The sequence below is a fragment of the Candidatus Neomarinimicrobiota bacterium genome, assembly GCA_022560655.1.
GTDB lineage: Bacteria > Fidelibacterota > Marinisomatia > SCGC-AAA003-L08 > TS1B11 > JADFSS01.
Genome location: JADFSS010000003.1, coordinates 30488 through 57042 on the forward strand (window position 1 = coordinate 30488; position 26555 = coordinate 57042).

Below are 26555 nucleotides of genomic sequence, written 5' to 3' on the forward strand. Positions count from 1 at the left end.
AATTTGGGATAAAGGTGGAGAGCAATAATGAAGACTAGCCGCTTGATTCTTACGACAGTTCTGGGTCTGGCTGTGGCTTTTCCGGCTCTGGCGAAGGAGACGGGCACGAACCGGTCGGATCGGTCGTCCAGGCTTTACAGGAGTATGGGACCCAACGGCCCCAATGCGAGCATCGTAAATATTAACAACTTGACCATCTGGTTGGACCGGGACGCGTTCTTCGACTGGACCCTCAGCGCCTCCGGGTCGGCTGGCGAGTACCCCAAGGGTACCGCTGGTCTCATATTCGCTGAAGGCATGCTGTGGGGTGTCAAGGTGGACGACGGCGAGATTCCGCGCCTACGGGTCAATGGCTCCACCTATGCTACCGGCTTGAAGGCGGGCAAAGTGCTATATGATGCCAATGGTGTCGTTACGGGGTCCGAAGATTTTACCACACGGCACCTCTGGCGCGTGCGGTCTGATTACGCCACGGCCGATCTCACCGCCGACGCCGCCAGCTTCTTCGTGAAAGCCATTGGGGGCGTTACGGATGCGGATGTTGCCGAAGTCTTTGACCAGTACGACTACGACTGGAACAACTGGCCCGTAGGCGATGGTGCACCCTTCGAGGACGTGGATGGTAACGGTGTCTATGATCCCACCGTGGATGTACCCGGCTTCCCGGGCGCATCGCAAACCGTCTGGACCGTGGTCAATGACCTGCCCATTTTGGACGAAGATGGATCCTTAAACAGTATCTCGGAGACTTCCTACGGCTCGCCGCCCATTGGTATGGAAATGCAGCTCACCATCTGGGAATACGATTTTGCCACCACCAATCCGTTAGGCAACATGATGTTCAAGGAGGCCAAAATCATCTACACCGGCCTCATCAATGGTCGAGTTGATGCCAAACTGGACACCGTCTACTTTACGCAATGGTCCGACCCCGACCTGGGAGATTTCGGTGACGACTTTGTCGGCTCCGACACGACCCTGTCCCTGGGCTACGTATACAACGGCAATGCTACCGACGGTGTCTTCTTAGGCCAATTTGGACTGCCGGTGCCTGCCGGTGGCTATGACTTCCTGCAGGGACCCATCGTGGATGGCGATACGCTGGGCATGACGGTTTTCAACTACTTCGCTGCCGGGTCCCCGATTAGCGACCCGGATCTGGCAAAATATGATGGAACTTTGCAGTGGTATAACTTGATGGAGGGCTTCCTGCCGCGGCCTGAGTATCCCACGCAGGAGGTGTGGGTTGACGATCAAGGCAATGCTACCAAGTTTACGTTGGCCGGCATTCCGGAGACGGGTACCGGCGACATTGACGGCGTGCTCCTCCCGCCTGGCGACCGGCGGCTCACCATGACCTCGGGCCCGTTCAGTATGGCTCTTGGCGATACGCAGACCGTGGTGATCGCTCTGGTTGCTGCTATGGGGAGCGACGCCCTGAGCTCGCTGGCAAAGCTGCGGGACGTTGACAAGTTTGCCCAGCTGGCATTTGACAACGATTTCGAACTCTGGGCCCCGCCTGCGGGACCGCAGGTGACCGGCTATGGCGGCGACGGTACCGTCAACCTCTATTGGGGACACAGCCTTGCCGCCGTTGCCCTGACTGAGGATGCCGTGTCCCGGGGGATGGTCTTTGAGGGCTATAATGTTTTCCAGCTGCCCTCTGCAAGCTCTACCCCGGATGAAGGTCTCAAGATTGCCTCCTTTGACGTAATAAACGGCATCAAAACGGTCCTTGAATTGATCCCCGGCCCGGAGCTGGGCATTGACCTGGAGATCGTCGCCCAGGAAGGCACCGACTCGGGCATCAGCCGCTCCCTGCTGTTGACTTTTGATGCCATACGCAACCGGCCGATGTCAAACGATATCCCCTATTTCTTTGGTGTCAGTGCATACTCCGTCTATGATACCCTCTCGGATGCGCCTGGAGCGGTAGTGCCGCCCTTCAAGCACCTGGAAGGGAGCCTGTCACGCGCGACCATTACCCCTCAGACGCCTGACCTTGGCATGGCACTGGGAGCCGATGTGGGTGCCAAACTGGCGGTGACCCACAAAGCCGGCGCCAGCGATGGTGTTGTCCAGGCTCTGGTCATTGATCCGTCGGCGCTGAACGACCATGACTATCAGGTGACCTTCGCAGTGGACGAGGACACCAATTCCACCACGTTTGGTGAGACCCTCTGGACCCTCACCGACCTCACCACCGGCAAGGTGAAGCTCGCAGATCAGTCGCAGGCCAAGGATCTAACTACCGATGTGTCGCAGCTGATCGTGGACGGCATACAGGTGGCGGTACAGGGGCCGCCCCCCGACTTCAAGAACTTCGAAATGGTGGCCAACGCTGCGGGAGTCATCGATCCACCCGAAGGGGCAGCCGCAGATTTTCAGGGCTTTCCCAGTCTTAGGCCAACCAGTGCGATCCCCCCCGAGACTGGCGGCCAACAGGTGGGCCTAGGCAAGTGGTTCTTCCATACTGGTGACAACTCATTGGGGATCGCAAGTGGGAGCAGGGGCAGCTATGCTTCCTTCCTGTCGCGGAGCATGCGGGGCGATAATTTCGACCGGGCGGTGCCCTTCGACTTCGAGATGCGCTTCACGGTGGAAGGCAGCTATGCCGTGCAGGCCTTTACCACGGGGAACGTGGTAACGGTGCCCTTCGAACTGTGGAATATCGGCCTGGCCACACCGGATGATGCCACCGATGACTACCGGATGATACCATGGTTCCTGGAACTGGACGCCGTGGGCAGTGACTGCTTGAATTGCAACGAATATACGTTGGAACCCAACGACCATTCGGCATCCGGTGGCGATAATGACCCCTTCACCCCCTGGATCTACTGGTTACGACCGGAAGACTTTTCCGCCGGTACGGCCGGGTATGATGCCTTTGTGGCGTCTCTCGACCTCGTTTCTGATCCTCCCACTGCTGAACCTCCCGGGGGTTCATACGCCTATGATGGTGCCGAGGTGATCGCCCGCTCGGTGCTCGTAAACTGGAATGGGGGATCGGTAGCCGATCCCGCCACCTTCAGGTCCACTGTCAATCAGCTGGTGCCTGAAGAGGGGTCCATCATCAGGATCACAACTACCAAGCCCAACGGGGTTAGCGATGTCTTCACCTTCACGGCCCCGGCGTCCTCCTCCAGGGACTCCCTGGTAGCGGTCGACTTGGATAAAATCAACGTCTTCCCGAATCCCTACTACGGCTTCCATATCCTGGAAACCAGCCGGGATCTGAAATGGGTGAAGTTCATCAACTTGCCAGCGAAGGCCACCATCCGGATTTTCAATCTGGGCGGCACCATGGTCAAGGTCTTGGAAAAGGATGACCCGACCCAATATATGGAGTGGAATTTGACGAACCAGGCCGACTTCCCCGTGGCAAGTGGAATCTACATTGCCCATATCGAGATGGACGAGGGCACCAAGATACTTAAGTTGGCCATCGTTCAGGAAGAGCAGATTCTGGTCAGGTATTAGGACCTAAAATTTAAACAGCCAAGTGAGGGAGATAACCATGGCTAAACTGAGAATTCATAGTCTGCTGGCGGTCTTAGCTTTGGCCGCCATCGCCACCGCGCAAGGGCCGCGCAATGGAACGACCGGGGCATCATACCTGCTGATACCGCAAGGCGGGCAATATCTCTCCGGGGGTGGTGCCACTGCCATCGGCAGCGGCGTGGATGGGGTGTATTGGAACCCCGCCGGCCTCGCCCGTGCTGAAGGAAACGTCACGGCCATTTTCTCACGGCGATCCTACATCGCCGACATCAGTACCAACTATATCGGCGCTGGTCTGAAACTGGGCGCGCTCGGTTCGTTGGCCTTGACAATTCGCACGTTCGACATTGGCGCTATCGACAAGACGGATGTGTTTAATCCGGAAGGGACCGGTGAGCAGTTTACCCCGACCGTATTTGTTCTCGGCACCACCTTTGCCCGGGCCATCAGCGACCGAACCAGCTTCGGCATCACTGCGAACTTTCTCAACGAGGGCTTCGCCGGCGTGAGCGCCTCGGGAGTTACCATCGATGCGGGCATTCAGTATGCCTCCTTCCTGGATATACCCGGACTGTCCATTGGGGTGACGCTAAAGAACTTCGGAACCCCCATGCGCTATGACGGGTCAGCGCTGTGGTATCAGGCGAATGCCAAAGACAGCGACAGACAGACTGAGTGGTACAAATCCAGCGCGGCAGCATTCGATATGCCGTTCAATATGGACATCGGCACCAACTACCGGCTGAACCTGGGTTCCAGCTCGTTGGACCTCGGGTTTACCTTTGAGAACAACAACGCCGCCCAAAACGAATACCGCATCTTTGGCCAGTACAATCTGGGCAGCTTGGCTTCGGTGAGATTTGCCAGCCTGACATCGGTTGCAGTGGAAGACGACGCGACGTCCCTGGACGTCGATGAGTCTCAGCTAGAGAATATCTTTGCCGGAATCTCGTATGGAGCGAGTCTGAATCTGGCATCCTTCACAGGAGTCAATCTGACCATCGACTACGCGTTTATTGCTACGAAGTTCTTCGCTGATAACCAGGTGTTCGCACTGCGGTTAGGTATTTGAGCGCATTCTAGACGCCGAGGTAATTTGACGAAAAATGCCTCACCCTCCAGGGTGGGGCATTTTTCTATTTGGCTCGTGGGGTGGCGACTCGATGTCATGCGATACACCCTCCCCTGAACCCCTTGCATAGCTGCATGAGCATTTCAGCAATTATTTGGGACTGGAACGGTACCCTGCTTGACGATGTCAATTATGCTATTGGGTGCATGAACCAGCTGCTTGCCAAGCGCAAAATGCCGATCCTGAACCGGGACCGATACCGGGAGATCTTTGGTTTTCCTGTGGAGTCCTATTACCGGCGGTTGGGCTTTGATTTCGAGGCAGAGGCATTCATTGCTCTCTCCCGGGAATTCATTAACTGCTACTATGGTAAACTGGCGGTACCAGAGCCGCATATCGGAGCCAGGCAACTGGTAGAAGATTTGTCGGGAGCCGGCGTGAGCCAGGCCATTCTTTCGGCGATGGAATTGGGCCCACTTCACGAGCAGCTAGCAGCCAATGACTTTCTAGACCTATTCGTACTCATTCACGGGCTGAACCACATCCACGCGAGCAGCAAGATTGATGAGGGTCGGCAGCTGCTCAATCGGCTAGGTCAGAAAGGGGAGGCGGTATTGTACATCGGTGACACAACCCACGACTTGGAAGTGGCTGAAGCCTTGAGCGTGAAATCCGTCATCCTGACGCATGGTCACCAGTCGGCGGACCAGTTTCAGGACGCCGGGAGTGAGTTGCTGGAGAGCTTTGACGAGTTGCGCGAGTATCTTCGTGTGCAACAGGGTATTCGGGTTTAGGTGAGGATAGCTGTGGGCTCAAGGGTGCCGCGAGGAGTCCCGGATTGTGGTGCGCTGCTATTCGTCGATTTGTCTTGGATTATCCCGCAAGCTGAGTATCACCAGGAGGGCGATGGAGCTTGCCGCTGCCGGGTAGATTGCCTCCAGACCAAAAGGGTTTACCCCATCGGCCAGCCGTTTGGCCAGCTCCCAGCCAATGGTAACCACCGTGCCGGCGAGGATTGAGGCGAAAGCTGCCCGTGCCGAGGCGCGCGGCCAGATGAAACTGGCCAGGAGTGCGGGGGTGATGCTGGCACCATAGATGGTATATGCGGCAAATGCAGCCTCCAGGATTGAAGGGAAAAATCTGATCATGCTAAAAGCCAGCAAACCCAGGGCCACAACGACAAGGCGGCTGACCAACAACAAATGCTCTCCTGAGGCGGCCCTATTGAAATAGCGGCCGTAAATGTCAGTCGCCAGATTGTTGGCCGGTACCAACAGAAACGAATCGGCCGTTGAAACAATAATGGATATGATGGCTGCCAACAGGAGGGCGCCAATCCAGAAGGGCACTGCCTGATGGGCAATCATAATTAGTATTCTTGCGGCATCGGGGCCAACCAGTCCCGGGAAGCGTATCGACCCCAGAAAGCCGAGGGTTACGATAAGCAGTTCAATCAGCACAACCCCAACTACCCATCCTACCACGGCCTTCTCGGCATGGTTGCCGTCCTTTGCCGCTAGCAGGCGCTGGTACATGTTGGCGTCGCCCATGAGCAGCAGTAGGGTTGGCAGGAACAGCGCGAACATGCTGAGGGCGCCACGGGTTCCAAAAAGCGTCCACTTGATGTCGGGAACATTCTGAGCAAACTGCTCCCAGCCACCTAATCCAGCCACCACGAACGGTATCGCAATCAGCACACCCAACAATGCCACAACGCCATTCAAAACGTCCGTGTATACCACCGACAACAGTCCTGCCAGGGTTGTGTAGATGATCGTAAACAGAGCCGTCACGATCATGCCGAGCAGAAGGTTGTCAATGCCGGGAATCATCTGCCCCGATCCGGCGATGATTTCAAAAACTCTGCCACCACCACGAAACTGATAGCTGACGATCGTTACGTAGGCGATGACGGTGGTGATGGATGCCAGGAGTCCGGTGCGGGCGTCGAAGCGGCGCTCGAGAATCTGGGGCACAGATGAGGCGCCCACCCCGCGAATGCGTTTGGCGATGAAATAGATGAGGATGATGCCGATCCAGGCGCCGCTTGAGGCCCACAGCGCCGCGAAGCCGTTTTCGTAGCCCAGCCGTCCGTTGTTAAATACCGAGCCTGAGCCTGTCCAAGTTGCAAGCAGAGTTCCCACCAAGATCGGCCATTTCAGATTGCGACCGGCGACGGCAAAATCTTCCGCTGTGCGCACACGGCGGCGCAGGATCAATCCTACGCCGATCAACAATGCCAGGTAACTGATGACAACGACCAGATAGCTCATGCTATGGCTCTATGCAGCCGCTGTTGTCATCGAGGGAGCAGGCGCCCCGTCGCTGAATTGATCGACTCTGACCAGGGTTGATTCCCCGCACTGGCAGGACACGGACCGGCCGGCTGAAAGGTAAAACGTATTCGACCGTATGGATCGCGATGGCATGTTATCTCCGACCCCCAATAGTATCAAGTTGGCAGCTCCACGCGCACACATGCTGGCGACATTATCACAGTTTCTTAATGCCGCGGGCCATGCGTTGCAGGGCGGTCTGTATGTTTTCTATGGAATTGGCAAAGGCCAGCCGTAAGTAGCCTTCCCCGTGGGCACCGAACGAAGTCCCCGCAAGGGTCGCAACTCCGTAGTTTTCGAGGAAGTATTCCTCCAAGGGTTTACTTCGCAGCGGCAGCTCCTTGACATTGGCGAAGGCGTAGAAGGAGCCAGCCGGAGAAAGGCAGGTAATCCCATCAAGGGCGTTAAGTCCTGATACGATAAAATCACGTCTGCGTCGGAACTCCTCCACCATTGCAAGCGCCTGGCTTTGGGGACCCTTGATAGCCTCCACACAGGCCATCTGAACGAAACTGTTCGTGCATGAGTTGCTGTTGGTCTGGAGGCGGGCGACCCAGACGGCCAACTCCTCATTCATCACGCCATAGCCCGCCCTCCAGCCGGTCATGGCGTAAGTCTTGGAAAAGCCGTCCAACAATATGACCCGGTCCTGCATCCCGGGAAACGACAGCAGCGATATGTGTTCATCACCATAGACAATGCGGGAGTAGATCTCATCGGCCAGGACTAAGATGTCGTGCCGCTCCACCAGCTCGGCAACGCGCGCCAGCTCATCGCGGGGAATCATTCCGCCGGTGGGATTACCCGGCGAGTTCAGGATTAAGAATCGAGTTTTAGGAGTGATCAGGTCGGCGAGTTCGTCCACATCCACGCTGAAGCCCCGTTCCTCGCGCATGGGGAGCGGAACGGCCTTTGCACCGATCCAGTCAATCACTGATGCGTAAATGGGGAAGCCCGGGTTGGGATAGATGACCTCATCACCGGGGTTAATGCAAGCCAGCAGTGAGAAGAAAATAATGGGCTTGGCACCTGGCGTAACCACCACGTTCTCAGCGGTCACGTCCACCCCCCGAGTACGGCTCACCTCCTCGGCAATTGCTGCCCGCAGCAGAGGCAGGCCGGCGGCCGGCCCATAGTGGGTGTAACCCTCGTCCAGAGCGGTCTTGGCTGCATCGCGAATGTTCTCCGGCGTATCAAAGTCGGGTTCGCCCAGCTCCAGGTGGATCACCTCGCGCCCTTCGGCCTCCAACTTCCGTGCCCGTACCAGGACGTCAAAGGCGGTTTCAGTCCCCAGACGGGCTAGGCTTGCTGCCAGGTTCACGATGGCCAGCGGCAGTATTTATGTGCTGCTAACGTCATCTGGCGTGCCATTGGCCGCACTCCGTCAGAGCAGCAACTTTCGCAGGTATTTAATGGGTGGGGAGCCGTGGGACAGGAGCTTTTCGTGGAATTTGCGCAGGTCAAAGTGGTCCCCCAGTGCAGCCTCCATATCGCTACGCAACGCCCACATGAGAGTAGTGCCTACAAAATATGTGGAGAGCTGCGCAGAAGTGAGCTGGGCCCTGACCCACTTCAGTTCCGCTTCGGATTGCTCCTGAAACGTTTCGTCCACCATCAACTGCATGGCCTCTTCCTGGCTCATGCCCTGTGCATGGATGCCTTGGTCCAGAATGGCATTGGCGATACCGCGCAGATACCACTTTTTCTGAACCAGCCGGTAGCGGGGATCGCCCCCGCCGTAACCGGCCTCAATCATCATCGTTTCACAGTAGTGCGCCCACCCCTCGACCATGACCCCGCTGCCGAATACCGCCCTCAGAACGGATGGGTAGCGGTTGGCGTAGTAGAGTTGCACGTAGTGGCCGGGCAAGGCCTCGTGAATGCTGAGGATTTTCACTGAAATGGAATTGTATTCCCTGAGAAAACTTTCCGCCCGCTCATCATCCCAGTCTTCGGGGATGGGGGACACGTTGTAGAAGGTTTTCAGCCCTTTTTCCAGAGGCCCCGGCGCTTCCAGGCTGGCGATGGAAACCCCCCGCTGAAATTCTGGTGTCGGGCGTATCTCCAGCGGATGCCGGGAATCGAGTGCGATGATATCATGCTCCCTGATAAATGCTTCCAGATCCACAATGGTGCCCGTGACGTTGTCGAGCACTTCACCTCGCCCCACATGGTCTTCGGCTATTTGGTCGAGTGCCCACTTGATTGCTTTCAGCGTGTCGGCGCGGTCCGTGGCACTGAACCCGGCCACCTCCTGCAGGTAGAGGGGCAGCGCCAACTCGAACATCTCATGCTGCGTCATGGCCAGCTCCGAACGGGCCCTGCGGAGAATCTCGTCGGGTGTGATGTCTTCACCCAGTGATAGCAGCAGCTTGCGCTCGTAGAGCTTAGCCCCCAGCCGAAAATCTTTGTCGGCTCTTGGCAGCAGATTGGATTCCAGCCACGAACTGAAGGCTTCCAAGGCCGCCGCCGCTGTGTCCGAGGCTTCACGAAGGGCCTGTTCCTGGTCCGTCGTAAGCGGTGACAATAGGGTGAAGAGTTCTTCTGAGACCAGGTTTACGGCCCCATTTACTTGCCGTATGGCGGTGCGGGTATGAACCTCGGGTGCAGTCTCCAATGCAGTCTGGGCCTCCTCCAAGACTCGGGGGATATCCTTCAAACGGTTCAAAATGTTTGCCAGCCGCTCAGCAAGGGGCGCAAAATCCTGGGAAGCCAGCAACATGATGCCGAAACCCACCTCTTGGGCAACTTGCATGGGGTTCCAGGTATGCTCGCGCAGATCGATCAGCCCAAATAGCACCAGGTCTAATGAATTCTGGAAAATGTGGTAGTCCACCTCCTCTTCCAGAGACAATGTTTCAGGGTCTATCTGGCCCAGGCGGATCTGGAACTGCCGCACCTGTTGGGCTGCTGCCTGCATGGATTCACTGGTATACCGACCGAACCGTCCATCATGATCGTGCATGCCAATCCATGTGGCCTCGACCGGCGATGACTGGAAGTGCCAGACGAGGTAATCATCCACCAAGGCATGGAAAGTTTGCCGTGAGGGATTACAAGCAAATTGCAGGAGCGCTAGAAGCAGGATGAGCTGCGGTTTCATGTATCTTCCTTCCCGGTTTGGCTGGCTTAAAAGTACCAAGTTTTGGGGCACGAATTCCATAGCCGTTCAGTGAGCGCCACGATATAAAAATTTAGACCCGCCACTGTGATCCGGGTTGCCCATGGGTCGCTTTTCCGGTAGATTCGAGGACTTTATCTAGCGGAGCAAAACGTATTGGGAGCGTTATGAAACTCAAACTTCATTGGCAGATTTTTATTGCCATGATATTGGGATTTCTCTTTGCCACCATTTTTCCTGACCAAGCTGATAAGGCCACCCCCTTGGGTGACATTTTCATGCGCCTGCTCAGAATGGTCATTGTGCCGTTGATATTCACATCCATCGTCTCCGGCGTGGCCGGCATTGGCGATTCCCGCAGCCTCGGCCGCCTCGGTGCGAAAACCTTTAGCTATTACATGGCCTCGAGCTTTCTGGCCATCTTGGTTGGATTGACCCTCACCAATGTAATCCAGCCCGGCGTCGGTGTGGAAGTGGCTCAAGAGGTGCGGATATCGCCCGAAGATTTAGATACGCCAGGTTCAATCGCAGACATTCTCATGCGCATTATCCCCGTGAATCCGGTGAGAGCTGCCGCCGAGGGTGACATCTTGGGTCTCATCTTCTTCGCTATCGTGTTCGGTTTTGCCATTACCCAGCTGCCGGAGAAGCAGCGTGGCGGATTCCTGGCATTTTTCGATTCGGGTTTTGAGGTGATGATGAAACTCACCCGCGCGGTTATCCGCCTCGCGCCTATTGGCGTCTTTGGATTAATTGCCCGCGCTGTGTCGCTGATGGGAGCTGATCTGTTTCAGGCTGTGGGCAAATACATGCTCACCATTACTCTCGGGTTGACGATCCATTTCCTGATTGTACTGCCCGCACTGTTCTTTCTGTTAACACGGAAAAGTCCTCTACTGCACTACCGGGCGATGGCATCAGCCATGGCGATGGCCTTCTCCGCCAGCTCCTCCTCGGCGACTTTGCCGCTAACCTTAGAGTCGATGCGGAAGAACGCCGGCGTATCCAATAAGGTGTCCAGTTTCGTCCTGCCCATGGGTGCCACCATCAATATGGATGGTACTGCATTGTATGAGTGCGCCGGGGTACTGTTTATTGCTCAAGCCCTGGGGATCGATCTGGATTTTGGGGCCCAGGTGCTGGTGGTGATAACGGCCCTGTTGGCATCCATTGGGGCGGCGGGGATACCATCGGCGGGCCTGGTCATGATCTTCATTGTGCTCCAGGCCGTGAATATCACCACCCCGGCGGCGTATGCCTTGGTGGGGCTTATGCTGGCGGTGGATCGCCCCCTGGACATGTACCGCACGGTGGTGAACATTACCAGCGACTCCATTGGTGCGGCGATAATCGCCCACTCTGAGGGTGAAGACCTCGCCTATCCCATGGCCATGGAGCAAGATAATGCCTAGTATCTCATATGCCGGGGGATCAGTGGTAATTCTTGCTGGGGGTCGCTAAAGCCCTTAATTTGAACTTGGCTCTTTGAAGATTTGCCCGTGAACTGATCTGTTACTCAGATCCGTCAATCTTACTCCATAGGGCGCCATATTCGGTTAATGCAGCGCAGGCCTTTTCCGGTTGAGCGGGATGAAGGAAGCCTGCCTTAATTGAGAGGCACCCACCGTTCATACAGAGCGGGATCTCGAGTGACTGTTAGTTCGCGGGCATGTTTTTTTTACCACCTGATAACATCCCCGCTGCCCTCCAAGCCGGCTGCCTAAATCAGCTGCGGATCTTGTCTCTGATGGCGTCGATGGTTGCCTTTGGCCCGCTTACCGTCAAAAGTGTCGTTTCATTATCAAATGATCGCTCTTCCACTGTCAGGGACTCGTATACGGCACTGATGAGTCGTGCCTGAACGGTGGGAATACGTAGCTGGCACTGTTCGAAATCGTGCCGGTATGCCTCGATGATGGCCTGCTCCAGTTGATCAAGGCGCAACCGTTGCTTCGCCGAGATCACGACAGCCTCCGGATAGCGCCGCTGCAGCTGTCCTAGTACAGCGGGGTCTGTAACGGCGTCTAACTTGTTGAATACAATCACCTCGTGTTTTTCTCCCGGAGCCAGTTCCTTCAGAACACCGGAAATTACTTCCAGATGCTCCTCAGCCAGGGAAGCCGAAACGTCAATTACTTTGATAAGTAAATCGGCGTTGGTTACTTCAGAGAGGGTTGAGCGAAAGGAGGCTACCAGATGGTGGGGTAGCTTGCGGATAAAGCCCACAGTGTCGCTGAGCAATATCCTGCTGGTCCCATCGAGGGATAACTGCCGTGTGGTGGTGTCGAGAGTGGCGAAGAGGCGGTCCTGCACGTGCACGTTGGCCTGGGTCAGAGCATTCATGATTGTGGATTTGCCGGAGTTGGTATAGCCGACCAGGGCCGCACGAAAAACATGTTGGCGTCGGGCACTTTGTGTCGAGCGCTCTGCACTAATGTGCTTCAGATCCTCTGTGAGTTTCCGGATGCGTTTCCGGATCAGCCGCCGGTCCACCTCAATTTGTGCCTCTCCAGGGCCACCCCGGGTGCCGATGCCGCCCATCTGGCGCTCGAGGTGAGTCCATTGGCGCGTTAACCGTGGGAGGAGGTACTGCAGCCGGGCCAGCTCGACCTGCGTCTTTGCCTCCCACGTGCGGGCATGCCGTGAAAAGATATCGATGATCAAACCGCTGCGGTCAATCACCTTGATATCATCGCCGGCCAGGCGCTGTAACGACTTTTGCTGAGAGGCCGAAAGGTCGTCATCGAACACAATGAGATTACAGGCTAGTTCGCTGGCCTGCTGCATGAGGGCCAGGGCTTTGCCCTTCCCAATGAAGGTGGCCGCATCTGGACGGTCCCGGTGTTGAATCACCTGCCCCGCCATTTCCCCGCCAGCGGTCTCCAGTAGCTGACAGAGTTCATGCAAGTGCTCTCCCACAATTGAGTGCCTGGCAGCACCCCACCGGACCCCGACCAGAATAGCGCGCTCTTTAGACAATTTCTGTCCTGACGGGATGTCGTGGCGTATGATAGATGTTGGCTAGAACCATCTCTGCAATGAGCAGGGCCAAAACGATATAAAGTAGTGGCCGCCAGAGCTCACGCCCAAAGCGTGCCTCCTGGATCCACTCCTGAATCGAGGCGTCCGCGGCCAGGACAGTAGCTCCAGAGGGGCCCGTCAGGTTGCGCAGCGCACTGTTGCCGAGGATACCACTGGTCAGCTCCTCATCAGCGATATTTACCCGAAACTGGATTTCATCCTGATCACGAGTCGTCAAGCCAGCTGGCTTCCTCTTCCTGCTGGATAGGACGTATATCCCTGGTCGGTCCAACTCCCTCAAGGTAGCCGTACGGGTGCGTATGTCCGGATTGATCAGGCTTCTCACACCATCCGGCGCAGTCAGGGTTATGGTTTGGGTGGCCTGCCGGGGTTTGATATCCAGTACCGGTGTATCGGCCACGCGAATATCCGCCAAGATAGGACTGGCGGCCCGCCAGTAAACCAGCCGGTGCCACAGGGGGATAAAGCTCCCCTTGAGGGGCATGTCGGTCCACATCAGGTGGAAGGGCATCGAGAATTGAAAAGCGGCACCGTTGGCAATATTCGAGCGCAGAAGAATGGGTTTGTTTCCTGCCGCCCACAGTACGACTTCAGCCGTTCCCCGCGGAGCAACCGGATAAAGTTGCGAGACCCCCGGCAGATCGTCCAGCTGCGCCTCCCTTTGATAGACCTCTCTCAGGATAGAACTTTTCAGGGCAACCCGGTCCAGCACAAGGGAGGCATCAAATTTTTGGGCGCTGAGCCCAAGTGCCGGGAGTCCAAATTGCTGCTCCAGGGAGGCCAAGGCCGCGGGGCCTGCCGGATCGGCGCTGGGGATCACGATGCAGGTCCCGCCAGCCTCAAAAAACGCTCTCATCTGTTGTCGCAGCAGGTTTGGTATGGCAGCCAGGCTGTTGAGGATGAGTACCTCGACCTCCTGAGGCATCCAGTTTAGATTATCAGGGGCTGCCACACGCAACTGGATGTGAGGCGAATTTTCCGCCAGCGAGCGGAGGGCAAGTCGCGTGAAAGAAGGCTCCAGATTGGGAGGTTCAACGAGCAGGACTCTCACCACTGGTGGGATAAAGGTGTGAAAGTAGTAGCGGTTGTCCCCGAGGCGTTCGTCCCGGACGAGCTCGGCGTACCCCTGCTGATGACCCCATTGAGATGGGGCTACTTGAAAATTGACCGATTTCTGCTCGCCGGGCCTCAGGTTCACAACCAGTTGTCCGGAGCGCACATCGTTCAGCACCACCTGGATGGGCACTTTGCTCCGCGGCTCGCTCCCGGTGTTGCGGAGGGTCACGGAGACATCCATGAGATCGCCCACCAGTGGGATGGCCGTCTCAATCTCAGCCCGAACTACCGCCACGTTGTTCTTTTGATGCGGTGCCGGCAGCAAAAACAGGTGCCAGTCGTTTAAGATTGTGGAATCCCGCCCGATTTCTCGGAGAGCCCGTTGTTGATGAATCTGGAAATCGCTCACGATGTACAGTTCCCGGTTGGCATACAGCCCGGCGGACTCCTGAAATGGAGCGCTCTTCAGCGTATCCAGAATAGCTGCCAGGTCGTCCTGGCGGAAGGAAGGTCTGTAGAGGTCAGCAAGCACGTCCTCTCCCGGGATATCGGCAACGGAGCCCTCATATATGATGCGGCCATCGGTGGCACGCATGATCAGCGCGTCGCCGTGACCGCTTTGGTTACTGAGTATCTCGTAGATGGCATGCAGCTGTTGGCTTGCCCGCCACCGCCCTACCGTTCCGTCACGACTCATCAGGGGTGGCTGCCCACTCATACTGAACGAATCGTCTACGATCACCACGGAGAGAGTGGAGGCCTCCGCACCTACCCAACCCCGGAAATAGCCTTTGATGACCGGCCGCGCCAGAAGTAGCACCAATAGCAGGAGCAGAAGGCTCCGAATCGCAAGTACCACCCACTGGTGCCATCGCAGGCGGCGTATGGATTCGTGTTCCAGCAGGTGAAGAAAGTGCAAGGTGCTGAACTCCACCGTTCGCATATTGGACTGACTGATGAGGTGAATGATCAAGGGAATAGCCGCCGCCGGCAGCGCCCAAAGGACCTGAGGGATGAGGAAACTCACAAGCCTGCCGCCACCAGCACGGTCATAATAGCGCCAGAGGCCACGGGCATGGCCACATTATCATTGATCAGTCTCAGTGGCAAGGCCTCCGCCAAGGTTGCGCCGGCCGCACCCGCCAGGCCCACCAGAGGAGGCAGGCTGGCTGGCAGCGCGATGAGTACACACACAGCCAGACATGCCAAAGTTCCTTCCACGGTCTTGTTGCCCAACGCTGTGTGGCCGTAACGCTGGCCGATGAATGAGGCCACAGGATCGCCGATGCTCATGAACAGCATGGCCAAGACTGCCGGGGCTGGCGGAAATAAGACAGCCGCCGCCAGATGGCCGACGAACACATAACTGCCCCCAGTGATGCGCCGCTCCTCCTCGGGGCGCGTAACCGGTCCCAGGATACGGGCATAGAGGGTCCGGCCAATCTCCGTATATATGCGGGCAAGTTCCAGCAATAGTATTGCCGCCGTTATCCCACCCAGGACGGGCACCATCGTATCCCTACCCAGGATCCAATATCCCAGGGGAATGACGCTTGATCCCAGGTGTATCAGCCTACGGCCGTTCTCCTTGCTGGCCCGCCGCACTTTAGCCCTGTAGCCGACGAAACCGGTCGGCGATATCAGCCGCACCGAAGAGCCCGGAGCCTACCACGGCAATATCGATGCCCGTTGCGAATACAGCATCGATGGTGCCTAGATTGACGCCACCGTCAACGGCGATCACGAAGGCATGACTCTTTCGTGCAGCCACAGCCTTGTGCATATTCTCGAGCGTTTTCTCCATGAACTGCTGGCCCCCAAAACCGGGATACACGGACATGATGAGGAGCTGATCAAACTCCGACAAGTAGGGCTGAAGTTCGTCAAAATCTGTGTCAGGGTTAATGGCTACGCCCGCCGAGGCCCCCAGCCTGCGAATCGTGGCCAGATCGCGATGCAGATCGGTGCTAGCTTCGATATGAACGGTCACCGTAGCGGATCCCGCAGCGACAAACTCTTCGAGGTAGCGGTGGGGCTTCTCTATCATGAGATGACTGTCAAGGGTGGCACTGGCTAGACGGCGAATGGCTTGGATGATGAATGGACCGAAGGTGATATTGGGGACAAAGTGGCCATCCATGATATCCAGATGCAGGCGAGTCGCACCGATGCCTTCCACCAGCTGGACCTGCTCCTCAAGTCGGGAAAAATCGGCGCTGAGAAGACTGGGAGATATGATGCGGATAACCTAACCCACCTCTTGTAAGGGATCGGCTCTGCGAACACTGAAATCGCCGAACATCACTGGTTTATCTCCTCGTAGGTGCTCACCGTCAGATTTATAGATCGCCTCACCTTCAGGACCGTCCCACCGGCAATACTTTGATCGATGATGGTGTTGGGCAACAGGTTGGGAGCGTAAAGATATTTCACCCTGCCGAGTTCCAGGCCCGCGTCCAGAATTTCCCGCCTGCCGGCCTGATACGCCATCCCTACAATTCCGGGAACATAAAAGGACTGGGGCGGCTCCCCCGAGCTGACCATAAGGGACATACCCGAACCCCGGCGGAGCAAATTCCCGCCACGCGGGGACTGCCACGTAACATTGCCCGCCTTAAAATCATCGCTGTAGGCGGTGAGGATGGTGTCAACGATCAGCCCGGCACGGGCAATTTCGATTTCGGCTGTACGTAACGATTTGGCCACCACATCGGGTACCGGCACCATCTTTTCGGCCGCGGTTACTGTCAGCTGGATGATGCGCCCTTTCTTAACCCTCGCGTACGCCGCCGGGTAGGTCTCGAAAATACGGTTAGGCAGATATTCTTGAGTATGTGCCACATGCGTTTTCTCCGCGCGGAAGCCAGCTTTCTTCAATATCTCTGCCGCTTCGGTGTGGGACAGACCCACCACGTTGGGCATATAGCGCACCTGCCCGTGGCGAACATAAAGTGGCATGATAATATGGTCCAACGCCACCACGGCTCCGATGCCCAAAAGCGATAGGGCCGCCAGGTACTGAATAACTGCTCTGAGGTTCAACTGGCAGCGTCTCCGCTGCTCATATCCTTTAGACGGACGGCGAACATTCCGTCCACCTCATGCTGCGGCGGAAATGAACACAGCGCGCCATTCCCATCCTGCCAACTTCGGGGTACGCCCTCCGGCAGGGGCAACAGGCCGAATTGGGGCTGCCTCCCCTGAAAAGTTTCAACCAGGTTCCAGTTTTCTTCCGGTTCCAGGGAGCATGTTGCGTAGACCAAAATACCCCCGGGCCTGAGCTGGCCAGCGGCATATGTGAGGAGCGACAGTTGGAGGGCAGCAAGTTCGGCCAGGTGCTCCGGCTGGCGCCGCCACCGCAAATCGGCGCGGCGCGACATCACTCCCGTTCCGGTACAGGGCGTATCTACCAGGATCTTGTCGGCAGGAGGCAACTCTCGCGCAGTGGCATCGCCGGGAAAAATATCTACATTATCCAGCCCCAAACGGTTGAGGGTGTCACGGAGCATGCCGATGCGCCGGTTATCTCGTTCATAGGCCAGTATACGCCCATGGGGTCCCACACTGTCGGCCAGGGCGGCGGTCTTGCCACCCGGCCCTGCGCACAGGTCGATAATCGTCTCTCCCGGCTGGGGATCCACAGCCTGCACCACGGCGCCCGAGGAGGGATCCTGAACGATAAACAGGCCCTCCTGCAAAACCTCTGGGATCAGCAGCGGCGCGGGCGAAGGAGTTGCGGTGACATAATTCGACAGCAGGGGGTGCGGTTGCAGAGTCGTGCCGCTCTCACCGGCCAGCTGGGCCAGGCGCTGCCGCTTCTGCAGGTTGGCACGCAGGCGCAGCCAGATGGTAGGAGGACGATTATTCCAGGCCATCAGGGACATGGCCTGCTCGCGGCCCAAACGCTCCTGCCAGCGTTCCACAAGCCACTCCGGGTGGCTGAAGGCGTCCGCCAGAGCCGAGGTGGACGCCGTCGCAGGCAACTTGCCGGGCGGAGGCTGTCGGGTGAGCTGCCTCAGGACCCCGTTGACGATTCCTGATGCCCTTGCCAACCGGACTGCTTGAGCTAGCTCCACCGTAGTATTCAGCGCCGCATGAGCCGGTACGCCGTCCATAAATAGCAATTGGTAGGCCCCCAGTCGCAACAACCGCTTCACCCCGCTCTCGATGCGGCCATAGCGTCCCCGGTAGCAGCGGGCCAGATCAGCGTCGAGTCGTCTACGCATGCGCGTCGTGCCCATGACCAGTTCGGTTACAAATCGCCGCTCGCGATCAGAGAGCTCTGCTCCTGAGAGTCCCTGGTAAAGGGCGTCATTGATCCGGTGGCCGGCGTCCGCCCGGGCAAGTACATGGTAGGCCGTTAGGCGCGCCGGATCGGCCACTGACGGTGCGGCGGGAGCCTGCTTAGCCAAGTGCCATCCCCGGTTGCAGATCCGCACCCCGCAGGAATGCCTCAATACTCATACGCCGCCGTCCTTCGATCTGAACCTCGGCCGCCTCGAGTCGGCCGTCGGCCGTTCCGATGACCAAGCGGCCCTGGCTTACGCCCTGTACGACCCCTGGTTCCCCCTCACCATCGGCGGCTTTGGCACCAAATAGTTTGAGGCGTTGCCCGTTCCAGAAGGTGGCGGCCCCGGGCTTTGGCGAAAATGCCCGGATCTGGTTGACGATAGCCTGGGCAGGTCGCTCCCATCGGATCAGCAGATCGTCTGGGGTAATCTTCGGAGCGCGGGGTTGATCTCCAGGGGAGACAGCGACCTGGGGGAGCGGTGTTAGCTCGCCTGATTCCATTTTGTCCAGTGTCTCGGTGAGCAGTTCGGCACCGAGCTGTGCCAGCTGCTGGGAAAGGGTTCCAAAATCATCGTCGCTACGGATGGGGTGCTGGCGCTGTAGCAGGATGCCGCCCGCGTCGATGTCCATGGTCATCATGGTGGTGCTGACTCCGGTAACGGTATCACCGGCCAGCAGGCAGTGCTGGATGGGTGCCGCCCCACGGTAGCGGGGCAACAAAGATGGGTGCAGGTTCACGGCGCCTCGCACCGGCACGGCAAGCACGCTGCGGGGTAGAATGCGGAACGCGACTACGACGAGCAGATCGATGGAGAGGTCTGCAAGTTGGGACTGGAAGGCCTCGTCTTTCAGCCGCTCAGGCTGAAGCACAGGATATCCCAGATCGACGGCTAGCTGCTCGATGGCGGGCTGGAATAGGATACGGCCTCGCGACCGGCCGCCGCGGCCCACGGGTTTGTCGTGGCCGGTAACGACGGCCACTACCTCATGGGAAGAATCGTGCAAGTGCTGGAGGGAAGGCCTGGCAAACTCGGGTGTTCCCATAAAGACGACGCGCATGGAAATCCCGCTAGTGCCTATAGGATGATGCCAGTTGACGGCGCTCCTGTTTCGGCGATTTCCGACAGTCGTTTGTCGAGGATAGCACGTTTGGCCGGGGTCAGGTGGTCGATGTAAAATACGCCCCTGAGATGATCCATCTCGTGCTGGATGACCCGTGCCAACAGCCCATCCAGCTCCTCCTCACGAGCGCTGCCGTTCTCGTCCTGATATCGTACCAGAACCTGTTCCGCCCTTGGAATGGTAGCACGTATCTCGGGAATACTGAGGCAGCCCTCTTCCATTTCATCGCTGCCGCTGGAGCTGAGAATTTCGGGATTGACGAAAACGCGGGGAAACTCATTTTCCTCCGCATGGCTGATATCGATCACGGCGAAATTGAGATTTTCACCGACCTGGTTGGCGGCCAGACCCATGCCAGCATCCTCATACATGGTCTCAAACATGTCCTCCAGCAGATCGATTACGGATTGGAGTTCGGTAACGGGCTTGGATTTGCGGCGCAGGATGGGCTCGCCATATTTTACGATGGGCATAACGGCCATCAGTTCGACGCCGGCGTCTCGGCCGTGTCGCTGGCCGGACCCACAATGTAGGCCCGCGCGACTGTCACCTTATTCCCTTTGCCGATATCTAACAGGATACGGCTGTCATCCTTGCCCTTGAAGGCCTCAATTTTCCCGTAGAGGCCGCCACGAGTGAGCACCTGATCACCCTTCTGAAGCTCACCCAGCATCGTGCGCTGCTGTTTTTGTCGCCGCATCTGGGGCCGAATAAGCAAAAAATAAATGACGGCGAACATGAGAATAAAGGGCAAGAAGTTGGCCAGGCCGCCACCTTGCCCACCACTTGGAGCCATCGCATTTAGTATGTCCAAATCGCCTCCTGAGTCTAGGTTATAAAATTTACGATAGGCTTACTAGAATCACAACGGCGGCCACGACGCCATCCGCTGCAAGGAACTAATCATCGGCGGGCAGTCGTCTCCCGGTGGGTTTTTCCGCAGCCGTGGGCTGCTCCTTCTTCTTGCGGCCCAGGCCCTGGACGGATCGCGACACAAGCGATTTGATACTGTCGTAAGTGGCCGCTGGTATCCGTCGCAGGCTGTCCTTGGCAGCGTCCCAGATAGCGCGCGATAGCACCCCGGAAGCGCGGGTTACCAGGCCGCTCAACAGCGCTAAGGATTCGCGGTTGGCATTCTGCAGTAGCGTGTTGGGTTCGGTGGGCTTTCCTGCGAGCAGTGCCTCAAAATAGAGCCGGGTCACTAATCCTGCCCGAAGAACCGTCAAGGCGTTGGCCGACCCCTGTATGACGGCGTCTGCAATGATGATGGACACCAGATTTGCCCCTGGAATAGCGCCCACGACGGATGCACCGATAATGGCCGGTCCTATCTGGGCGCCGGGATTGATTTCTTCACGGCTTCCGGGTCGCAGGACCGCGCCGGCCACGGCCAGATAGGTACGCGAGAGGATTCGTATGCCAGCATGGGGGTAGTAAAGCCGTGCGAGCTTGCGGACGATTCTGAACTGTTCCCCCAATCCCACCACAACATCCATGCGCCCAGACTGGGATATGGCAGTATGGAAAAAGATGGATTCCGCCGATTCGGTAGTCAGGGTTGCTGTCCTGGCCTCCAGTCGTTCATAGATGCTCCTTACCAGGGCGGGGCCATCGGCGGCTAGACCCGTCATCTCCGCCAAGGGAAAGCGGCGGTGCCGTTCGGCTAAGCGAGCCACGTAGCGCCGGTGCCGTCTGCTGCCTGCCAGCAGTGAGCCAGCTGGGCCAACGGCTGCCAGCAGGAAAAGGATTGCAGCGGCGGCGGTCGTGATTAACAGGGCGCCCAGGCTCACGCCCACGGCCCAGCCCGCCAATGGGTGTGCCTGCCCGGCCAGTGTGGCCATCAGATAGACCTGACTCGCCAGATATATGAATATGAGGAACCATGCCACCAGTCCTGAGTAGAGCAAGGTACGTCTCATGACCCGGCGGCATCCTCTGGGGCGTAGCGGCTCAGCAGTGTTCGCCGATGTGGCGGTGCAGGCATGGGAGTCTCACGCCGCGGCGAGCTCGGACTGTCCAGTCCCGGCAGCACTTGTGAGACTAGTCCCACAGACAAATCCGTTCAGCTCTTCCAACAAGGCTTCGATTTGCCCGGTGGAGTCACAAGCCATAAGCTGCTTGCGCCAGGTAGCCGCACCTGCGAAGCCCCGCAGGTACCAGCTGAAGTGCTTCTTGGTCAGATTCACGGCCAGCTGTTCAGATTTGTCGGCGAGCAGCAAATCGAAGTGATCGCGGCAGACTTGGGCAACTTCCGTCAAATCGGGTGGCGTTACGGGCCGTCCCGACAGCAGGGCGCTTATGTCACGAAAAATCCACGGCTTGCCGAGAGCGCCCCTGGCCACCATGACGCCGTCGCAGCCGGTTTCCGTGAGCATTCGTAGGGCATCATCGGCCGTCTGGATATCGCCATTGCCGATGACCGGGATACTTACCTGCTCCTTCACGGCTTTGATGAGGGACCAGTCTGCGTGGCCGCTGAACAGCTGCTTGCTGGTGCGTGGATGCAGAGTGATGGCAACCCCACCCGCCTGCTCGATGATGGCCGCCGCTTCCGTGGCCACGATACAGCTACTGTCCCAGCCGGCACGCATCTTCACCGTCACCGGCAGGTGGGGCACCGCCGCGACTGTGGCCTCCACCACGGCGTGCATGAGGCCCAAATCCCGCAGCATGGACGAGCCGGCCCCCTTTTTGGTCACCTTGGGGACTGGGCAGCCAAAGTTGAGGTCGATGAGGTCGGGCTTGACCTTCTCGGCCAAATAGGCTGCCGACCGGGCAATGATCTCCGGCGTCTCCCCGAAGAGCTGCACGCCTATGGGGCGTTCGTCCGGGGTGAATTTCACCAGGTCAAGGGTCTTCAGGTTCTCTCGGATGATACCATTGGCGCTGACGAACTCGGTGTAAACCAGCCCCACCCCGTAGCGGCGGCAGAGCACCCGGAAGGGGTGATCGGTAACGCCGGCCATGGGGGCCAGGAAGATGGGGTTGTCGACATGTAGGGGGCCGATCTGCATCGTGAAAACAGGCCAACTGGCTCTGGTTTATGAAACTTACGGCCTCCCGGCGCCGGACGCTAACGTGCGGAAGTAACCGTCCATGGCCTCCTGTGCCTCCTCCAGGGAGTGATACTCGGCCACCGTCACGTTGGGGTCGCCCGCGATCATGGCCGAGAGCCGGTGCCCCTTCCTGGGCTGCACAAGGGCCAAAACCGGCTTGTCCAGTCTGCCGGCTTCGGCCACCTCCACCCCGACGCCGAACGATGGCACCGTAGCTTCCGCCACCAACACATCGCACTGGGCAACAAGTTTCAAGTCCCGATGGTAAATGGCCTCGGGGGTCCGGGACTGCTCACCGAGCGTGGTCAAGGCAAGATCGGCCACAAACTCAGTGAGCACCTCGCCGTACTGCTTAAGATATGCGATGATCGGCGGATACAGATGGGCCTGATCACGCCCACCGCTCATGCTGCCCGAGAAATAGATCTTCATGACCTTGACAAGTTAACCCTAAGGCCTCTATTAGACGTCTGTCGTGCCGGCAACAAATAGCCCCAGCCATGATCGGCCGGGGCTATATGAATGCGATAACTGGGACGGGGACTAGAAGCCGGGAACCTTGGCGGACTTTTTGTAGAGCTGGGCCACCACCAGCCAGCCGACGATTATCACGGCAAACAGAATATAGCGGCTGCCGGCGCCAACTGATGTGGTGTGGAAATTGATCATGGCCCAGACCAGCGGGACTGACAAATAGGTGTTGTGCTTGGAGCGCATGCCTGCCATTGCCATCAGAGCGCCGTCAGGGGCTTCGCCGTTTTTCACCGCCGGGATGATCTTCTGCTGCGCGGGCCAGATGCGGAACCACACATTGTAGGCCATAATGGTGCCGAACATGGTGCCGGTGTGGATAACGTATCCCCGGTAGCCGAACTGTGCCCAGCGCTCAAAGAGGAAGATCACCAGCGAAATAAGGACCAGGCTGGTGATGGTGGCAACGATATCGTTTTTTTTCAAGACCGTTCGGTAGAGCAGGTCGTACGCAAACGCGCTCAAAAATACGACGGCGATCATCACATAGGCTGCCAGACCCCATTCCGTTTCTGCGTCTCCAAATAGCGCCCCGCCGTGGTAAAAGACAATGAGCAGGAGCAGCACACCGGTGACCCAGGTCCAGGCGGCCCCCCAGCGGAACCAGAATAGAGCGCGCGGGAACAGTTCAGGGGTGATTTTCTGCTTCGTTTCATTGTCTTGGGTCGCCGCGAAGGGAATATTGACAAAATTGAACCAGTAGAGTAGCCCAATCCACATGATCCCGGCGAGAATGTGAATCCAGCGGAATAGCGCGTCAAGGGACGGCATGAGTTCCATTACATTTCCTCACGATGGTTGAAGAGTGGCAGTGAATTCCTCGCGCAAAAGCTAATCATCTCGGAGCGAGGTTGCAAAGATTAACCCCCGGGGTGAAAATGTGTTCGGTGGGTGGATCACGCCGGCTTCAGGTCGCCGGCCAGCGCCGCTCGGACCTCCTCAGCCAGTACGGTCTCGAAGCGGTAGTCCCGGTGGTCGATGCAAAGTTTCACGTTGGGAGCGGGGTCATGCAGGCCCTCTCGAGCCGCCGGCGAGAGCGGGAAGCGCAGGTAGTGCACTGAGCTGATCTGGTCCTCCGCACTGCGTCCCTCCTCGAACCGGGCATAGGTGCGCTCGTCGCCTACCTGCAGCCAGAGGCTGTCGCCGTCGGTCAAGCCCAGGAATTGCTGCAGCCGTTCCTTGATGAGGGCGGCATCGGTAATCTCGATAAAGAGGGTGGCGCTGAGTTCACCCTCGTCGGGAAGCAGGCTATTGTAGACGTCGATCTCCTCCTGGATGGCCGCGTCGTCCACCATGCGCTCGGCCCGCATCATCTCTTGGATTTGGTAGATCACCGTGCGGCGGTCCTCAAAGGTCAGCGATATCTCAGGGCCCAGCGACACCCGGCGGTGGGCTTTGTGCTCCATGATGTCCCGACGAGATTCAGTCCGAACCTGCTCATATTCGGCAATGTTGAGCAGATCAGCCAGGGTCACCTTATCCATCAAAACGCCTCAAATGAGCGCGCTCTCATGCCCGGGCGTCCAGTCCGTAGGCGTGGTGGATCATCGTAATGGGATGCCGGGGCGCGATCGCACCGCCAGTCGCCTGTCGAACCTGCATGCCGGCGAGAGTGCAGTCGGAGCAGGTGGTGGGCGCAGGGTGCTGGTTCAGCGCCGACACGAGCTTGGCAGCCACTTTCATGGACTCGGTGAAATTCTCCGATTTCATGCCCCAGCCCCCATCCATGCCGGAGCATTTCTCCACCATGACGACCTTGGTACCGGGCACCAGCCGCAATAAGTCCCGGCTTTTGAAGCCAGCCTTTTGCGCCTTCAAATGGCATGACAAATGGTAATTGATCTCGCCTAGCTCATTGGCAAAGTCGGTCTTGAGTTTCCCCTCCTTGTGCAGTTGCATGAGATACTGGGAAATGTCCAGCGTATGGCCCGCCACCTTCGCGATCATCTCTGACATCCGGGGGTCGCCGTCGCTGAGATAGCTGTAATCCTGACGGAGGGTCAGCGAACAGGTGGGAGGACCGGTCACAACGATCTGGTAGCCGCGATCCACCCACCCAGCCAGCTCCTCCACATTGGGGAGTGCCTGTGCGCGGAAGGCGTCGAAGTCGCCGGGCGACAGATGCGGTGCTCCGCAGCAGCGCTGGGACGCTACCTGCACCTCCACGTCGTTGTGTTCCAGCACCTCAACAGCTGCCCGGCCAACGCCCGGATCGTTGGCATTGGTGTAGCAGGTGGCAAAGACCACCACCCTGCCGGCAGGCTCGGGATTGGGGCGCACATTCTTGGCATGCTTCCTGTACCACTTGGCGAAGGTCCGGCGGTGGAAGGTGGGCAGCACCCGGTGCCGACTGATCCCCACCAGCTTGTCCAGCAGGAACCGGAACGGGCCCACGCGGTTGGCGAGATTTGACAGAGGAGCCAGAGCGGTGCCCACCCTGCCGGTGGCATCGGGATTGCCCAGAAAGACATCGCTGCGCTGCTTGCCCCGGGACCGGGTACGCTGCGCCTGAGCCCTGAGCATGAGGCGGGGGAAGTCCAACAGAAATTCGTGGCCCTGGTCGGGCGTGTAGGGGCAACGGGCCTCGCACAGCTTGCACTGGTAGCAAAGATCAACCACCCGCCACCGTTCTGACTCCGTCAGGGCGGTCACATCCGCACCCAGTTGGCCCCCTTCTCCGAGCGCATCGGATTGCGCGTCAAGCGCACCAAACAGCGCCGGAAATGAGGGACACAAGTTCCAGCACAGGCGGCATCCCGCACAGATATCGTAGACCCGATCAAGCTCCCGATCCAACGACGTGGCATCCCAGTAACCGGTTCGCCTGATATCGTAATGGGTGTGCGTAGTATCGGATTGATTGAACATGGTCGGCAGTCGCGGCAGGTTAGGTATGCCGTCCCCCAGGGGTGGCAGCCACGGCACAACTTTGTTATACCGTGGCCACAGCTTCCTTGGTTGGACTAGAGTGCGGTGAGGGTCGCCTGAAACTTCCCGGCATGGGACTTTTCAGCCCGGGCGAGGGTCTCAAACCACTCGGCCACCTCTCCAAAACCTTCTTCGCGAGCCGTCTTGGCGAACCCGGGGTACATCTCGGTGTACTCATAGGTTTCGCCGGCTACGGCGGCTTTCAGGTTTTCAGCGGTATCGCCAATGGGAAGACCCGTGGCGGGGTCGCCTATTTCCTTAAGAAAGTCCAGATGTCCGAAGGCGTGCCCCGTTTCGCCGTCGGCGGTGTTCTTAAACACGCCCGCGGCGTCGGGCAATCCTTCAATGTCTGCCTGGCGTGCAAAGAATAGATACCGCCGGTTGGCCATGGATTCTCCGGCAAAAGCCGATTTCAGGTTCTCCTCGGTCTTGGTTCCTTTTAGTGCCATGTTGACTCCTTGATCGTCTTAAACGGTTGATTCGAATCGTTGGTTACG

The 26555-nt window shown here is 58.0% G+C and carries 23 protein-coding genes; 4 read left to right on the top strand and 19 right to left on the bottom strand.

The window, feature by feature from the left end; translation table 11 throughout:
* Nucleotides 1-27 precede the first annotated feature (27 nt).
* The 3 genes from IH971_00970 (at nt 28) to IH971_00980 (ending at nt 5370) form a co-directional block, all read left to right on the top strand.
* Nucleotides 28-3483 carry a T9SS type A sorting domain-containing protein gene (locus IH971_00970; protein MCH7496409.1) on the top strand — a complete coding sequence of 1152 codons (3456 nt, stop codon included), beginning with the start codon at nt 28-30 and terminating at the stop codon, nt 3481-3483.
* Between the two features lie 37 nt (nt 3484-3520).
* On the top strand, nt 3521-4576 hold the full coding sequence (locus IH971_00975; GenBank protein MCH7496410.1) for a PorV/PorQ family protein: 1056 nt from the start codon (nt 3521-3523) through the stop codon (nt 4574-4576).
* Between the two features lie 134 nt (nt 4577-4710).
* On the top strand, nt 4711-5370 hold the full coding sequence (locus tag IH971_00980; protein MCH7496411.1) for an HAD family hydrolase: 660 nt from the start codon (nt 4711-4713) through the stop codon (nt 5368-5370).
* A gap of 57 nt (nt 5371-5427) precedes the next feature.
* Here the strand turns inward: IH971_00980 and IH971_00985 are convergent, their stop codons facing one another.
* The 3 genes from IH971_00985 to IH971_00995 form a co-directional block, all read right to left on the bottom strand.
* On the bottom strand, nt 5428-6849 hold the full coding sequence (locus IH971_00985) for a sodium:solute symporter family protein (protein MCH7496412.1): 1422 nt from the start codon (nt 6847-6849) through the stop codon (nt 5428-5430).
* Between the two features lie 220 nt (nt 6850-7069).
* A complete protein-coding gene (locus tag IH971_00990) occupies nt 7070-8233 on the bottom strand; it encodes a pyridoxal phosphate-dependent aminotransferase (GenBank protein ID MCH7496413.1) in 1164 nt (387 codons plus the stop codon).
* 63 nt (nt 8234-8296) lie between these two features.
* The gene (locus tag IH971_00995) at nt 8297-10015 is read right to left on the bottom strand and encodes a DUF885 domain-containing protein (protein MCH7496414.1); all 1719 of its coding nucleotides are present in this window, start codon (nt 10013-10015) and stop codon (nt 8297-8299) included.
* 185 nt (nt 10016-10200) lie between these two features.
* Between IH971_00995 and IH971_01000 the strand changes: the two genes are divergently transcribed.
* Nucleotides 10201-11445 (top strand): dicarboxylate/amino acid:cation symporter, encoded by a 1245-nt coding sequence (locus IH971_01000; GenBank protein MCH7496415.1) that lies wholly within the window; start codon nt 10201-10203, stop codon nt 11443-11445.
* A gap of 313 nt (nt 11446-11758) precedes the next feature.
* Here IH971_01000 and hflX read toward each other — a convergent pair whose 3' ends face one another.
* The 16 genes from hflX to IH971_01080 form a co-directional block, all read right to left on the bottom strand.
* A complete protein-coding gene (hflX, locus tag IH971_01005; GenBank protein MCH7496416.1) occupies nt 11759-13012 on the bottom strand; it encodes a GTPase HflX in 1254 nt (417 codons plus the stop codon).
* The gene (locus IH971_01010) at nt 13005-15158 is read right to left on the bottom strand and encodes a BatA domain-containing protein (protein MCH7496417.1); all 2154 of its coding nucleotides are present in this window, start codon (nt 15156-15158) and stop codon (nt 13005-13007) included. The genes hflX and IH971_01010 overlap by 8 nt, the downstream gene beginning before the upstream one ends.
* Nucleotides 15155-15736, bottom strand: coding sequence for a hypothetical protein (locus IH971_01015; GenBank protein MCH7496418.1), 582 nt, complete (start codon nt 15734-15736; stop codon nt 15155-15157). Before IH971_01015 ends, IH971_01010 begins: the two co-directional genes overlap by 4 nt.
* Before the next feature lies 1 nt (nt 15737).
* Nucleotides 15738-16376, bottom strand: a complete 639-nt coding sequence (rpe, locus tag IH971_01020; GenBank protein MCH7496419.1) for a ribulose-phosphate 3-epimerase — start codon at nt 16374-16376, stop codon at nt 15738-15740.
* 56 nt (nt 16377-16432) lie between these two features.
* Nucleotides 16433-17173 carry a PASTA domain-containing protein gene (locus IH971_01025; protein MCH7496420.1) on the bottom strand — a complete coding sequence of 247 codons (741 nt, stop codon included), beginning with the start codon at nt 17171-17173 and terminating at the stop codon, nt 16433-16435.
* On the bottom strand, nt 17170-18543 hold the full coding sequence (gene rsmB / locus IH971_01030) for a 16S rRNA (cytosine(967)-C(5))-methyltransferase RsmB (GenBank protein ID MCH7496421.1): 1374 nt from the start codon (nt 18541-18543) through the stop codon (nt 17170-17172). Before rsmB ends, IH971_01025 begins: the two co-directional genes overlap by 4 nt.
* A complete protein-coding gene (locus IH971_01035) occupies nt 18536-19480 on the bottom strand; it encodes a methionyl-tRNA formyltransferase (protein ID MCH7496422.1) in 945 nt (314 codons plus the stop codon). The genes rsmB and IH971_01035 overlap by 8 nt, the downstream gene beginning before the upstream one ends.
* 17 nt (nt 19481-19497) lie before the next feature.
* Nucleotides 19498-20025, bottom strand: coding sequence for a peptide deformylase (gene def, locus IH971_01040; GenBank protein ID MCH7496423.1), 528 nt, complete (start codon nt 20023-20025; stop codon nt 19498-19500).
* On the bottom strand, nt 20025-20339 hold the full coding sequence (gene yajC, locus IH971_01045) for a preprotein translocase subunit YajC (protein ID MCH7496424.1): 315 nt from the start codon (nt 20337-20339) through the stop codon (nt 20025-20027). The genes def and yajC overlap by 1 nt, the downstream gene beginning before the upstream one ends.
* Before the next feature lie 103 nt (nt 20340-20442).
* Nucleotides 20443-21462, bottom strand: coding sequence for a hypothetical protein (locus tag IH971_01050; protein MCH7496425.1), 1020 nt, complete (start codon nt 21460-21462; stop codon nt 20443-20445).
* A 72-nt stretch (nt 21463-21534) separates the two neighbouring features.
* On the bottom strand, nt 21535-22557 hold the full coding sequence (gene dusB / locus IH971_01055) for a tRNA dihydrouridine synthase DusB (protein MCH7496426.1): 1023 nt from the start codon (nt 22555-22557) through the stop codon (nt 21535-21537).
* Nucleotides 22558-22593: 36 nt separating this feature from the next.
* Nucleotides 22594-23031: a nucleoside 2-deoxyribosyltransferase gene (locus IH971_01060; protein ID MCH7496427.1), complete on the bottom strand. Its 438-nt coding sequence runs from the start codon at nt 23029-23031 to the stop codon at nt 22594-22596.
* A gap of 111 nt (nt 23032-23142) precedes the next feature.
* Complete coding sequence (locus IH971_01065) at nt 23143-23910, bottom strand: urate hydroxylase PuuD (protein ID MCH7496428.1); 768 nt, start codon at nt 23908-23910, stop codon at nt 23143-23145.
* Between the two features lie 116 nt (nt 23911-24026).
* Nucleotides 24027-24614, bottom strand: coding sequence for a DUF3501 family protein (locus IH971_01070; protein MCH7496429.1), 588 nt, complete (start codon nt 24612-24614; stop codon nt 24027-24029).
* Nucleotides 24615-24639: 25 nt separating this feature from the next.
* Nucleotides 24640-25998 carry a 4Fe-4S dicluster domain-containing protein gene (locus tag IH971_01075; GenBank protein MCH7496430.1) on the bottom strand — a complete coding sequence of 453 codons (1359 nt, stop codon included), beginning with the start codon at nt 25996-25998 and terminating at the stop codon, nt 24640-24642.
* A 95-nt stretch (nt 25999-26093) separates the two neighbouring features.
* The gene (locus tag IH971_01080; GenBank protein ID MCH7496431.1) at nt 26094-26507 is read right to left on the bottom strand and encodes a rubrerythrin; all 414 of its coding nucleotides are present in this window, start codon (nt 26505-26507) and stop codon (nt 26094-26096) included.
* Nucleotides 26508-26555: the final 48 nt, after the last annotated feature.